Annotated in this window: 11 protein-coding genes, 4 pseudogenes and 1 riboswitch; all 15 genes and pseudogenes read left to right on the plus strand. The window is 43.8% G+C overall.

The annotated features are described in order from the left end of the window. Positions 1-472 precede the first annotated feature (472 nt). The 15 genes and pseudogenes from JCM19037_RS25200 (at position 473) to JCM19037_RS15715 (ending at position 12,890) form a co-directional block, all read left to right on the plus strand. Positions 473-1,603, plus strand: coding sequence for a collagen-like protein (locus JCM19037_RS25200; RefSeq protein ID WP_052363961.1), 1,131 nt, complete (start codon positions 473-475; stop codon positions 1,601-1,603). A gap of 197 nt (positions 1,604-1,800) precedes the next feature. Next, positions 1,801-3,543, plus strand: a complete 1,743-nt coding sequence (locus tag JCM19037_RS15655; protein ID WP_052363962.1) for a S9 family peptidase — start codon at positions 1,801-1,803, stop codon at positions 3,541-3,543. Between the two features lie 288 nt (positions 3,544-3,831). After that, entirely contained in the window at positions 3,832-4,206 is a 375-nt protein-coding gene (locus tag JCM19037_RS15660) for a hypothetical protein (protein ID WP_042402797.1), read from the plus strand. Positions 4,207-4,211: 5 nt separating this feature from the next. Next, on the plus strand, positions 4,212-4,508 hold the full coding sequence (locus JCM19037_RS15665; RefSeq protein ID WP_152549098.1) for a hypothetical protein: 297 nt from the start codon (positions 4,212-4,214) through the stop codon (positions 4,506-4,508). 117 nt (positions 4,509-4,625) lie between these two features. Then, a complete protein-coding gene (locus JCM19037_RS15670) occupies positions 4,626-5,705 on the plus strand; it encodes an efflux RND transporter periplasmic adaptor subunit (protein ID WP_042402803.1) in 1,080 nt (359 codons plus the stop codon). After that, complete coding sequence (locus tag JCM19037_RS15675) at positions 5,683-6,372, plus strand: ABC transporter ATP-binding protein (RefSeq protein ID WP_042402806.1); 690 nt, start codon at positions 5,683-5,685, stop codon at positions 6,370-6,372. Before JCM19037_RS15670 ends, JCM19037_RS15675 begins: the two co-directional genes overlap by 23 nt. A 58-nt stretch (positions 6,373-6,430) precedes the next feature. Further along, positions 6,431-7,005 (plus strand): annotated as a pseudogene (locus JCM19037_RS27515) (ABC transporter permease); the annotation flags it as partial. A 237-nt stretch (positions 7,006-7,242) separates the two neighbouring features. Next, positions 7,243-7,557 (plus strand): ABC transporter permease, encoded by a 315-nt coding sequence (locus JCM19037_RS30235; RefSeq protein ID WP_373901073.1) that lies wholly within the window; start codon positions 7,243-7,245, stop codon positions 7,555-7,557. Positions 7,558-7,635: 78 nt separating this feature from the next. Further along, a complete protein-coding gene (locus JCM19037_RS24510) occupies positions 7,636-7,794 on the plus strand; it encodes a DUF1540 domain-containing protein (protein ID WP_081829352.1) in 159 nt (52 codons plus the stop codon). A 173-nt stretch (positions 7,795-7,967) separates the two neighbouring features. Further along, positions 7,968-8,116: riboswitch (FMN riboswitch) on the plus strand. A 187-nt stretch (positions 8,117-8,303) separates the two neighbouring features. Beyond that, positions 8,304-8,686 (plus strand): annotated as a pseudogene (locus JCM19037_RS30240) (bifunctional diaminohydroxyphosphoribosylaminopyrimidine deaminase/5-amino-6-(5-phosphoribosylamino)uracil reductase RibD). Further along, the gene (gene ribD / locus JCM19037_RS23210; protein ID WP_373901058.1) at positions 8,626-9,372 is read left to right on the plus strand and encodes a bifunctional diaminohydroxyphosphoribosylaminopyrimidine deaminase/5-amino-6-(5-phosphoribosylamino)uracil reductase RibD; all 747 of its coding nucleotides are present in this window, start codon (positions 8,626-8,628) and stop codon (positions 9,370-9,372) included. The pseudogene JCM19037_RS30240 and the gene ribD overlap by 61 nt, the downstream one beginning before the upstream one ends. Beyond that, the gene (locus JCM19037_RS15700; protein WP_052363963.1) at positions 9,353-9,892 is read left to right on the plus strand and encodes a riboflavin synthase; all 540 of its coding nucleotides are present in this window, start codon (positions 9,353-9,355) and stop codon (positions 9,890-9,892) included. Before ribD ends, JCM19037_RS15700 begins: the two co-directional genes overlap by 20 nt. 48 nt (positions 9,893-9,940) lie before the next feature. Then, positions 9,941-11,127, plus strand: a pseudogene (gene ribA / locus JCM19037_RS15705) (GTP cyclohydrolase II). A 12-nt stretch (positions 11,128-11,139) separates the two neighbouring features. After that, positions 11,140-11,597: pseudogene (gene ribH, locus JCM19037_RS15710) on the plus strand (6,7-dimethyl-8-ribityllumazine synthase). A 153-nt stretch (positions 11,598-11,750) separates the two neighbouring features. Continuing rightward, positions 11,751-12,890 (plus strand): PLP-dependent aspartate aminotransferase family protein, encoded by a 1,140-nt coding sequence (locus tag JCM19037_RS15715; protein ID WP_042402814.1) that lies wholly within the window; start codon positions 11,751-11,753, stop codon positions 12,888-12,890. Positions 12,891-12,899: the final 9 nt, after the last annotated feature.

Genomic DNA, 12,899 nt, shown 5'->3' on the forward strand with positions numbered 1-12,899 from the left:
CTCATAACCCCTCTCATGGGCTGATTTGTCTTCTTTTCCGCGTTTCGTGGGTGCAAATCGTACCATAGAAATCAGAAATCCTCCCATTAATGAATCTATGGTAAGATTTTAGCCAAACCGGCTCTCCAATTCCAGAAAATCAGCCCATAGCCTACAGGCACTCACGTGTAAATGCAAAAGCTTGGGTGATGCTTTCAATAAGCTCATCTTCCTTTAAGACCCCATATACATGATTACCCGTTATCGAACGATGATTCCAACTAGTCAAACCGGACATCCCACTATACAACTGTCTGGGAGCTCATTATTCATTCATTTCGAAAGCTGCCGAAATACATCCACTACCTGTCACTCGTACGTGCTCGTCTTGCATAAGTATCAATGTACTGCCAAATGAAAAGACACACTCGTTGGGTCAATATCATAGAGTATGGGTAGGTGTAGGAATGTCAGATCAAAAGGAGTGAATGTTATGAGTAAAGATGCTGAATATGGTCACTCGTATCGACCCGCGAATGTTGGTTGTTATTGTGGCTCACGCCAAAAGCATCATTTAGGTGATAATCGCAAATGTTGGTGTGAATATACGATTGAGATTGAAAATAATTTAATTAATGATATTACAGGCCTCAATATCCAAGTCTATGATCCAGCGAGAGCCAATGATTATTTAATTGGGCAGTTAATAAGTTATAACGGCAGATTATATCGAGTGATTATTAATAATCCTGGAGGAAATCCTGATGAAGTGCCGGGTGGTTATGAAATACTTGTCGATGGAGGAGGGGCGACTGGAGCTACGGGAGCAACTGGCCCTCCTGGAACAGGGTCTACAGGACCTACAGGCATTGGCGTGACGGGACCACCTGGCGCTAGCGGACCAACTGGACCAACCGGACCAGGGGTTGGAGCTACGGGAGCAACTGGCCCGCCAGGACCAACTGGACCACAAGGTGAAGTGGGTCCAGAAGGACCGCAGGGACCTGAAGGAGTTCAAGGTGACCCAGGACCAGAAGGCCCGCAAGGAGAAATTGGTCCAGAAGGACCCCAGGGTGAATTAGGACCAGAAGGGCCTCAAGGAGAGATCGGTCCAGAGGGACCCCAAGGGGAAATTGGCCCAGAAGGACCACCAGGTGACCCAGGCCCAGAAGGACCAGCCGGGCCAACAGGTCCAGGCGGGGGTTCAAGCATTAATAACGCATACGGGGCGTCAATAACCGGGCAAGTTATTACGTTATCTGGTGGCGTTGGCACAGTTGTAGAAGTACCAGATGAGCAACTATTTAGCGCAGACTTGCCGATGACAACAAACTCTGTAACGGTTAACACACCAGGTAGGTACCGCGTTTCCTATGCAATGAAGTTATTAACGTCACGAGCAGTCTCAACGAGAATTCTCGTGAATGGTGTACCTGTACCTGCATCGATATTAAATGGCAATGAAACGGGCTCATATGTAGATTATGTTAATGAGGTTTCTCTTGATCTTGGGGCGGGAGATGTGGTTCAATTAGCTGTTACTGGTCCAGATGGTTCTACTTTAACATTAGATCCAAATAATGCCGGTGCTACGCTTCAAGTCATTGGCTTAGATGTAACGTAAGCTTTTTGAATTGTAGATAATACAGATGTGCCGTTTAGGTGCATCTGCTTTTTATTTTCAAAGTGGAATGAAGACGAAGAAGATCACTATGATGATTTCTTGTGCGTTAGGTGTAGAATTTGTTATTATTAAAGAAATTTTCTTAATAAGGAGAGGTATATATTCAACTTCAAGAACGAATTCACAACTATTTATCGGTGCAATCAGTATCGTCACCTGTAGCTGTTAAAGATGGTATTTTATTTATTAGTGATGAAAGTGGTCTTCCGCAATTGTGGAAGTATGATTCATCTGAGAAAACGTACGCTCCTTTTTTAGAGACAGAAGACCGCATTCAATTTCTAAAAAAATTTCCAAATTCTGATGACTTGATTATCGGTATGGATATTCAAGGAAATGAACGCGAGCAACTATACCTTGTGTCGGAGAATAAAGAAATTACCCGCCTCACGAAAGTGGACGATGCCATACACGTGTTCGGTGGTATTTCAAATGACGGTCATCACGTCGCTTGGGCAAGCAATGAACGAGACGCTCGTTTTTATGATATTTATACGATGAATATGAATACGAAACAACTTACTCGCGTTCTAGAAACTGATGGTACATTTCGAGTGTTAGGTTGGCGTCCGTCAGGGGATGAGCTCGTCATTCAAGAAGTATATACGAATTTGTACAACCGAATTGGGTTTCTCAACATACATACGAAGGACATTCGTTGGCTTCTTGACACTGATGAAAACTCTTCGTTCCATTCTCCTAAGTTTTCAAGTGATGGACAGGTCATTTACGTTTTGAGTAATTACGGGCGCGAGACGACTGGCCTTGCACAAATGGACTTGGAAACGATGAAGTTAACTTGGTTGGACGACCCAGATTGGGATATTGAAAATCTTACGATAAATCCAGACAAGTCAAAACTTGCATACACGACGAATGAAGGCGGGATTGATAAAGGTTGGATTCTGAATATTCATAGTGGTCACCGCGTATCGTTTGAGCTAGGGTTTGGCACGTTGGCGGACCTCGCTTGGAATGTGGCAAATGAGATTCATCTTATTTATAATGCACCAACACAACCGGCAGATGTATACGTACACTACATCGATACGGGGGTGAGTGAGCGTCTTTATTGCACACTTGCAACATCTGAATTTGAAGCTCAGCTCATCGAACCAGAAGTTTATACCGTTCGCTCTTTTGACGGTCGATCCATTCCATCGTTTCTGTATAAACCAAAAGAGTATAATAAAAATACTCCCGTTGCGTTTTGGGTTCATGGGGGTCCTGAAGGGCAAACGAAGGCGACGTACCACCCCGTTATTCAGTCACTCACATCTCTTGGATATGTCGTATGTGCACCAAATGTACGAGGAAGTAAAGGATATGGAAAGACATATATTCATTTAGATGATGTGCGGAAGCGAATGGATTCGGTTAAGGATCTTATTGAAATTGCAGAAGCTTTAAAAGAAGAACCGTATGTGGATGAGAAGAAAGTAGCGGTCATTGGCAGAAGTTATGGTGGATTTATGGTGTTAGCTGCAGTGACCCATTATCCACACGTATTTACCGCAGGCATAGATCTCGTTGGCATTTCCAGCTTCCGAACATTCCTTGAAAATACAGGTCCGTGGAGAAGGAAACTGCGAGAAAGCGAATACGGAACGATCGAAGCAGATGGAGAGTTCTTTGACGAGATTGATCCGATTCACTATTCCGAAAGAATTACCGCGCCGTTGATGGTGTCACATGGAGCGAATGACCCGAGAGTTCCTATAGCAGAAACCGAACAGATAATTGAGGAGTTACGTGCAAGAAATCATCCCGTAGAGTACATTCGATTTGAAGATGAAGGTCACGGCATTGTGAAAATCGAAAATCAAATTACAGCATATACAGCTATGGCAGATTTTTTGCAGAGGTTGTATAACGAGTAAATGCTAAGCGCAAATGAAACTCATTTGCGCTTTATTTCATCTGTTCCACGACCGAAATCACCCTCTTCGTACATGGACTACTGCTCTTCATTAAGATCTTTGCAATACTATATGTGAAAGTAGTCGCAGGAAAATCACAAAAACTATGAAAAAATACCAAAAGTTGCTAGAATACGTCAAAGAATTTTTTAAGATTGTTGTTTAGAATGAGAAATCTGTCATAATAAGAAAGGATTAGTCTTGTCATTTTGACTCGGATCAGAGAAGTGGTTAATAGGAGGAAGAAGAATGATACATAGCGTGAAATTTTTGCACGGTCTTTTTAATACGAAGGCTCATTTCTCAACATTAAAAGAATCTGAAGCGACGAAAGGTCTGGCTTGGCGGTTGACTGTCGGCGCTCTTATTATAGGACTTATTACAGTCTTGAGCCAATTCGCAGTACGAGACGATATGATGCAAGTCTATCAATCTATGCCTGGAATGGGCGAGGAAGAAGCATCGATATTTGTCTCAATTATGATGGCTTTAGGTGGTGTGTTTGCCGTAGCGCGAGCATCGTTGCCATTCTCGCGATTGCCCTCGTTTTCTGGATCTTTTTTCGTGAAGTTGGTTTTAAGCGACTATTTATCATATTCTCATATTTTATTCCGATTTACATAATTGTAATGCTCGTTGACTTGCCTTATTACTTTTTGTTTGGCATGGAGCACCTGTACTCTGTGACCGGTCTTGGATATGTGGCGGCTTTACTTTTTGAAGACTCGTTTTTTACGCATTTCTTCGCACAGTTTAGTCTGCTCGTCGTTTGGTGTTTCATCGTTCAGCTGTTTGCTCTTCGCGTCGTTTCTACGAAGAGTACACGATATATTGTTGTCACATCAACCGTCTTTTATCTATTATTAATGGTAATTTTAGCAGCAGTTATGTACATGTCGATGTTGCAAGCGCAAGGGGTGCAATAGTATGAAGAAGCGAATTGGAATACTTATTGGTGTTATTTTACTTGCCGGACTGATTGTTGGTAATTCATATATTTTAAACGAAGGCTCATTAGTGAAGATCCAGTTGTGGTGGAGACGGTGACGGCAACGGAAGAAACCCTTTATGAATCGATCATTGCAAACGGCATTGTGGAACCGCTCGAGAACCAGTCGTATTATGAAGATGCCCAACACGGGACACTGACGGACATTCATGTGGAAGTCGGCGATCAGGTTCAAGAAGGGGATTTGCTCATGACGTACGAAGATGAGGAAATGGCTCGTCAACTTGTGACGATGCGTAACAGCTTGGATCGTTTGATGCTTGAGGTTGAGCAATATGATGATCGAATTTCCTCTATTGAGACGGATATAGCTAATGAACGAAATCAAGCAGATGACGAAGATGAAGAAGACCCGTTTAATAAAAGTGATCAGTTAATTAGCCAATTGCAGTCTGAAAGAGATAATTTAGAATTTCAACGCAGAACAACGAACCTTCAATACAGTGAGCAGCAAGAAGAGCTGGAGTATTATGAAGGTGAAGAGTTCCACGAAGTGTACAGTGACGTGCCCGGAACGGTAACGAAACGAATTTCACCTGACATGGCTGCGGAAGGGGAATCATTAATTCACATCCAATCAGAGCATCAGTGGACGATTCAAGGAACCGTCACCGAATATGATCTCGTTCAGTTAACGGAAGGTATGGAAGTTGAGGTTGAGCCGAATGTGATGCCAGGCGAGCGGTTTAGTGGAACCCTTACAGAGTTAGGCACATCACCTGCGAGTGAGGACGATCCGTTGCTTATTGAAGAAGCAAACGTGACCTCATATCCATACGAGATTCTTCTTGAAGAAGGTTCAGAGGAATTGCTCCACGGTTTCCACGTGAACGCGTACTTTGAAATCGAGGCGGAATCAGATGCCGTGTTGTTACCTGAACATGTCATTGAGTCGGAAGTGGATCCGTTCACACAAGAAGAGATGCAGTATGTATACGTCATTGTCGATGGATTGGCGATGCAACGTCTTGTGGAGACCGGTGTAACGAGTGATCAAGGTACACAAATGATCTCGGGAGTGACACCAGGAGATTCAGTGATTGATCCTTCAAATCTTGAGATGATTTATGAAGGAATGGAGGTCATTTTGGATGATTCACCTGAAGAATCTTGACAAAACATATAAAAATGGCGACCAGGTTCTTCATGTGTTAAAAGACATTGAACTTTTGATTGAAGAAAATGAGTTCGTTGCCGTCATGGGTCCTTCAGGGTCTGGTAAATCCACACTTATGAACATGATTGGTTGTTTGGATCAACCTTCGTCCGGTTCTTATTATTTGTCGGGTACAGATATTGCTGGGCAACCGCAAAAGACACTCGCAGACATTCGTAACAAAAATATTGGATTTGTGTTTCAACAATTTCACCTTCTTCCTAGAATCAGTGCACTTAACAATGTGGAACTGCCACTCATCTATGCAGGTGTAAAAAAGAAAGAACGTCAAGAACGGGCAAAAGAAGCGCTTGTGAAAGTAGGGTTAGAAGAGCGGGTATCTCATTTACCGAATCAGCTTTCCGGTGGTCAGAAACAACGTGTAGCGATTGCTCGGGCGTTAGTGAATCGCCCGAGTCTCATCCTTGCCGATGAGCCAACGGGTGCTCTTGATACGAAGTCTGGAGAGCAGATTATGGGGCTATTTGACACGTTGCATGAAGAAGGCGCCACACTTGTCGTCGTCACACACGAACAAGAAGTTGCGGACTATGCGAGACGGATTGTGACGTTTAGAGATGGAGAAATTATCGAAGATCGGAGGCGAGATCGTGTCGTTCTTTGATAGTTTTAAGATGGCGTTACGCTCGATTTGGAATCACCGGCTACGTTCCATGCTGACGATGCTCGGTATTATTATCGGTGTAGGCTCTGTTATCACGGTTGTAGCCATTGGTAAAGGCGGGGAAGCATTGTTAACCTCCCAATTTGCAGGTGGCGGCAACAATACGTTTGAAGTGTATTATATGCCTCCAGAAGAATCGTTAATGGATTATGATGCGTACACAGAAGTTTCGTATTCTGAAGAAGACTTACGGGCCATTGAGTCGATGCCTGCAGTCGAGCAAGTGATTGCTTATGCACTAACGTCATCCAGCGTATACCGTCACCGAGAATCTTCTGGAGCACAACTGCTTGCCATTAACGAGAGTTACTATGAACTGAATGAGTTCATGGCAGAAAGCGGTCGACTTTTGAACGACCGCGATGTCGAGATGGGCCGGAGAGTTACGACAATCAGCCTGGACTTGCAGAAGAGTTGTTTTCTTCTGAAGAAAATCCGATTGGTCAAACGGTAAATATCGAAAATATCCCATTTGAAATTGTCGGGATTCATGATCGTGCGAACCAAAGTTTTTTTGAGTTTCAAGTTGATGAAGCACTGCTACCACAATCGGTCTGGCCGATGCTCTATGGCACCGATCAAATGGACATGTTGAATGTGCAGGCTACGAGTGCAGATACGATTCAAAGTGCAGGAATCTCAGTTACGGATTATTTAAATGAAACAACAGACCGTACGGGTCACTTTGAAGTCATTAACATGGAAGAGATCCAAGAAGGTATTTCACAGATCACCAACGTCACGACGACCATTATTGGTGGAGTAGCTGCTGTTTCGCTACTCGTTGGTGGGATCGGTGTTATGAATATCATGCTCGTTTCGGTTACAGAACGAACGAGGGAGATTGGTTTACGCAAGTCGTTAGGGGCAACGAGGGGCAACATTCTCCTCCAATTCCTTATTGAGTCGGTCACCTTAACGACAATCGGCGGTGTGATCGGCATTGCGCTAGGTGCCGGAATTGCGAATACGGTATCCATTTTCGCTGATTGGCCGTTTCTCGTCTCTGTACCGGTCATGCTTATCGGTGTTGGTTTTTCAATGGTTGTGGGTGTGGTCTTCGGGTTACTTCCAGCCAATAAAGCAGCCAAACTCGATCCAATTGAAGCCCTTCGTTATGAATAAGATACCCACTGAGAATTTCTCCATGCACGTAAGTTCTCTGTAGTTTTTGGCTATACTAGCGGGCAAGGGGGAATGAACATGGCACAAGAAATTTTATGTGAAGTAAACAACTGTGTCCATTGGGGCGAAGGGAACCATTGCGAGGCCGACCGAATCTATGTTGTCTCAAATGCCGACAAGATTACGACCGAGCAAGAGGAAACCGATTGCCACACATTTTCACCTAAGATGCACTAGATGGGAACCGTTGCACAAATTTGTGCAACGGTTTTAATTGTGTATTGGGGTTAGACAACGAACGTTCTAGAACAACCATTTCTTTAAGTACGCTCTAGTCTCATCAAACAGTAACGATATGTTGAAAGGTGAGAAGCTTTGTGCTAAGATTCGTTACATAACTAAATACAAATCTAATACTTCGGGGCAGGGTGAAATTCCCTACCGGCGGTGATGAGGTCGTTTACCTTTTAGTCCGTGACCCGTGACAACAGTAGTTGGAGCGGTGGATCTGGTGAAATTCCAGAGCCGACAGTTAAAGTCTGGATGGGAGAAGTGAGGATAACAGCAGCAGTATGTCGTCATGTATGTACATACGTGTATTTGCTATCCGTAAAAACATATGCCAATGGCGTATGTCACTTTAACAATCTCTAAAAGCTACCCGTGGTTTTAATCTCGGGTAGCTTTTTTTCGTGTGTCGATGAGTATTGGAGAAGGGAGAGAAGATGACAACGGATCAAAGGTATATGAAAGTTGCGTTACAGCTGGCGCGTTTAGGAAGAGGTCAAACGTCTCCAAATCCTATGGTAGGGGCGATTGTAGTATCTGATGAAGGTGTTATTGGACAAGGAGCCCACTTGAAAGCAGGTGCTGAGCACGCTGAAGTTCATGCGCTCAACATGGCAGGAGAGAAGCTAAAGGAGCAACATTGTATGTAACGCTCGAACCTTGTTGCCATTTTGGACGCACAGGGCCTTGTACGGACTTCATCATAAAGTCAGGAGTTACCCGGGTCGTCGTAGCTTCTGTAGACCTAATCCACATGTACAAGGTAAGGGAATTGAAGTTTTGCAAAGGCATGGCTTATCTGTTCAAACGGGAGTTTATGACGAAGAAGCTCGAGCATTAAATCGTAGTTATTTTCATTACTGCAAAACAGGTGAGCCTTATGTGACGTTGAAGTTTGCAAGTTCACTTGATGGAAAAACAGCAACAGTATCAGGAGAAAGTAAGTGGATCACGAGCATAGAAGCCCGAGACGATAGCCATGAAGAAAGAGCCACTCATGATGCAATTCTAGTCGGAATTAACACTGTTCTTGCTGATGATCCTAAGCTCACTGCTCGGGGAGCGGGTGATAGACACAATCCTATTCGGGTCATTATGGATCGCAAACTTCAAACACCAGAGCAGGCTAAAATGCTTCAAGAACCCGGCGAAACTTGGATTTTCACTGAGGTTGATGGCAAGGGATGGGGAACTGATGTGGCAAAGATTATTTGGGACGAACGAGTGACCGTCCCATCGGTTTTGGCTGAGTTAGGGAAAAGAGGAATCCGGTCATTGCTCGTAGAGGGGGGTGCTGAGATTCATGGAGCCTTTCTGAAGGCGAGGCGATGCGAGCGGGTGATTTCATATGTCGCTCCGGTCATGATTGGTGGAAAAGAAGCGAAGGGAACGGTTGCAGGTACAGGCATAGCTGAACTAGATCATGCCGTAAAATATCAGATACAGAACATAAAGAATGTTGGGACTGATATAAAAATTACATCATTAAGGAAAGGAGAATCAAGCAATGTTCACAGGAATAGTTGAAGAAGTCGCTCGTCTTATATCTATCGAAAAGAAGGAAGGGGGTTGTTCACTAGAAATCGAGGCACGCACAGTGACTGAAGATGTACGCATCGGTGATAGTATTTCTGTTTCAGGTGTTTGCTTGACAGTTACTTCGTACAACAAGCAATCCTTTACCGTAGATGTGATGGAAAAAACAATGGAGGATACGACCATGGGTACGCTTGAAGTTGATGCGCCGGTTAATGTGGAGCGAGCCGTTCAAGCAGGGGGAAGGTTTGATGGTCATATCGTAACAGGTCATGTAGACGGTGTCGGTCAGGTTACGAGCAGAGAAGAGAAACAAAATTCAACCCAATTTTCGATCACTCTTCCAGAAAAGCTGACGCGTTACATGATTATGAAAGGCTCAGTCGCTGTGGATGGCACGAGTTTAACAATATTCGCGGTAGAAGAAAATGAAATAAAAATATCGATCATCCCCCATACACATAAGGCAACGAAGTTGCATTTTTACATGAAGGAGATGCCGTTAATATAGAATGCGATATGGTTGCCAAATATATTGAAAAGTTCACGGAGGTTAACGATGAAAAGCACGATTGATCAAGCGATTGTTCAGCTTCTAGCAGGTGGCATGGTAGTCGTATGTGATGACGAAGATCGGGAAAATGAAGGTGACCTTGTCGCACTTGCGGACCGTATATCCGCAGAAGTATTAATTTTATGACGTTACATGGACGTGGACTCATTTGTGCACCGATATCAAAAGAGATTGCTGAGCGGCTACAGCTCGATTTGATGGTTAGAAACACATCTGATCCTCACGAAACAGCGTTTACGGTAAGCGTCGATCACAAATCGGCAACAACAGGCATCTCAGCGGCAGAACGAGCGAATACGCTTTTACAACTCACAGTGCCTAACACGACACCTGAGCAATTTCAACGACCTGGACATATTTTTCCGCTCATCGCAAAGGATGGTGGCGTGTTCACTCGGATGGGTCACACGGAAGCGACTGTAGATCTTGCTAAGCTTTGTGGCGCAAGGGAAGTGGGTGTGATTTGTGAGATTATGAACGAAGACGGATCGATGAGCAGATATCCAGAGTTGTTGGACTTTGCGAAGCAATATGACTTACCTCTTATTACGATTGAAGACTTAAAAGAATATCGCATTCGTACAGAGAATTTGATACAGGCTGAAGCGGCAACGATGCTTCCAACTGAATACGGGACATTTCATATTACGGTCTTTAAGACAAAGTTAGACGATGAAGAGCATGTTGCGATTGTAAAGGGAAATGTTTCCGTTCCAGAAGCAGTGTATACGAGAGTTCATTCGGAATGCTTGACTGGAGATGTCTTTCACTCAAAACGATGTGATTGTGGACAGCAGCTAGAAGACGCATTGCGCACACTTCGTGAACGAGAAGCCGGAGTATTATTGTACTTGCGGCAAGAAGGTAGAGGAATTGGCTTGTTTGAAAAGATTAAAGCGTACCAACTACAAAGCGACGGGCTCGACACTGTAGAAGCGAATGAAGCGTTGGGATTTAAAGACGACGAACGTGAATTCACGGTTGCCGCTGTTATGCTCGGTCATTTAGGTGTCAGTAAAGTGTCTCTCGCTACGAATAATCCGGAGAAAGTGAATGGCTTACAAAAATCTGGGATTATTGTAGAAGAGATCATTCCTTTTGCACCAACTGTATATGAGGAAAACGAACGTTATATGAATGCAAAAAAAGAAAAGCTTGGTCACTTAATATAGGAGGTCATTGAAATGGAGAAGACGTACAGAGGAACATTGGACGGAAGAGGATTAAAGATTGCGATTGTAAAAGCTAACTTTAATGAAATGATTACAAATCTACTTATGGCAGGGGCAAAAGAGACGTTAGTGAAGCTCGGCGTCAAAAGTGAAGATATTCATATTGTTGAAGTTCCAGGTGCATTTGAAATCCCGTTTGCCGCCCGTAAGACGGTAGAAAGTCAACGCTATAATGGTGTCATTGCACTCGGGGCCGTAATACGGGGAGAAACATCACATTATGATTATGTGTGCCAAGCAGTGACGAGTGTATAAGCTCACTTAATATTGAGTCAGATATTCCGATCACTTTTGGTGTATTAACGACGGATACGAGTGAACAAGCTTTGGCTAGAACGGGGATTAAGCATCCAAACACAGGAAATGAAGCCGCGCGCACAGTTGTTGAAATGGCGACATTGGAAGTGTAGGGAAGCAAATTTTTGGTTCTGATTCTATACTAGCGAAGTATAGAGTCAGAATCGAATATAAAGAATACTATGTCATATTTTCTCACAGATTTCTTTTTAGTCATCGTTTCCGACATTCGACTGTGATAAACTCGAAAAAAGGAGTGAGTCACCATGAAGCATTTCGACTGGAGAGTTATTCATCAAGAGTCTGGGAAAAAGAATCATTTACATAGTAAAGCAACTCCGATTTATCAGACGTCAGCCTTCGCTTTTTCAGATTTAGATGATTTGGAACAGTTTTTCTCTCCTGAAAATGAACGGTACATGTATACGCGCTATGGAAACCCGAATACAGACGAGTTAGCAGATCTTGTTGCCGGTTTGGAAGAGGCGCCCTCAGGTGTGGCTACGTCATCAGGAATGTCCGCGATCCTTGCAGGTGTGTTAGCTGCTGTAAAACCAGGAGATCATATGCTCATTCCAGAAGATGTGTACGGGGGGACGTATGACCTCTTTCACAACTTTCTTACGGACTGGAATGTTCAAATAAACACGGCCTCTTTTGCCGATAAGAACAATATCCTTAGTGCATTAACAGAAAAGACAACGCTCATTTTTGGAGAGACTGCAGCCAATCCCCTTCTAAGGGTTGAAGATATTGAACAACTCACGCAAATAGCTAAGGGTCACGGCGTCAGGGTCATGATCGATAACACGTTTGCGACGCCATATTTTGTTAAGCCTTATATATTAGGGGCAGACTTGGTCGTACATAGTGCAACCAAATATATTGGTGGGCACAGTGACGTTACCGCGGGCGTCCTTGTCGGAGAATCATCGTTAGTTGAGCAGGCGAAGAAAAAAGTCATCCAGTTAGGTATGAATGTCAGCCCCTTCGAAGCATGGCTCACGACACGAGGATTAAAGACGATCTCCGTTCGAATGAATCAACAAAGCAAAAACGCGGCAGAAGTGGCAACATTTATGCAAGAGCAACCAGGAGTGAAGGTGTACTATCCAAACACCTTAAGTGATCATGGTAATGGAGCGATGGTAAGTTTCGACCTCGGCCATCAATTTGATGCGTATACATTTTTTAAGAGCTTACAATGGATTCGAATTGTACCCACATTGGCAGGAGTAGAAACGACTGTTTCTTACCCGCTAAAAACATCCCACCGCAGCATTCCGAGTGATTTGCAAAAACGCTTAGGTATAACGGAAGGACTTGTGAGAATGTCTGTAGGCCTAGAAGATAGCGGGGAAATCATTGAAGAATTGCGCCTTGCTTTAGCGGCTGCAAAAAAATAAATAAACTTT

Source organism: Geomicrobium sp. JCM 19037, from assembly GCF_000698105.1.
Taxonomy (GTDB): Bacteria; Bacillota; Bacilli; order Bacillales; family Marinococcaceae; genus Geomicrobium_A.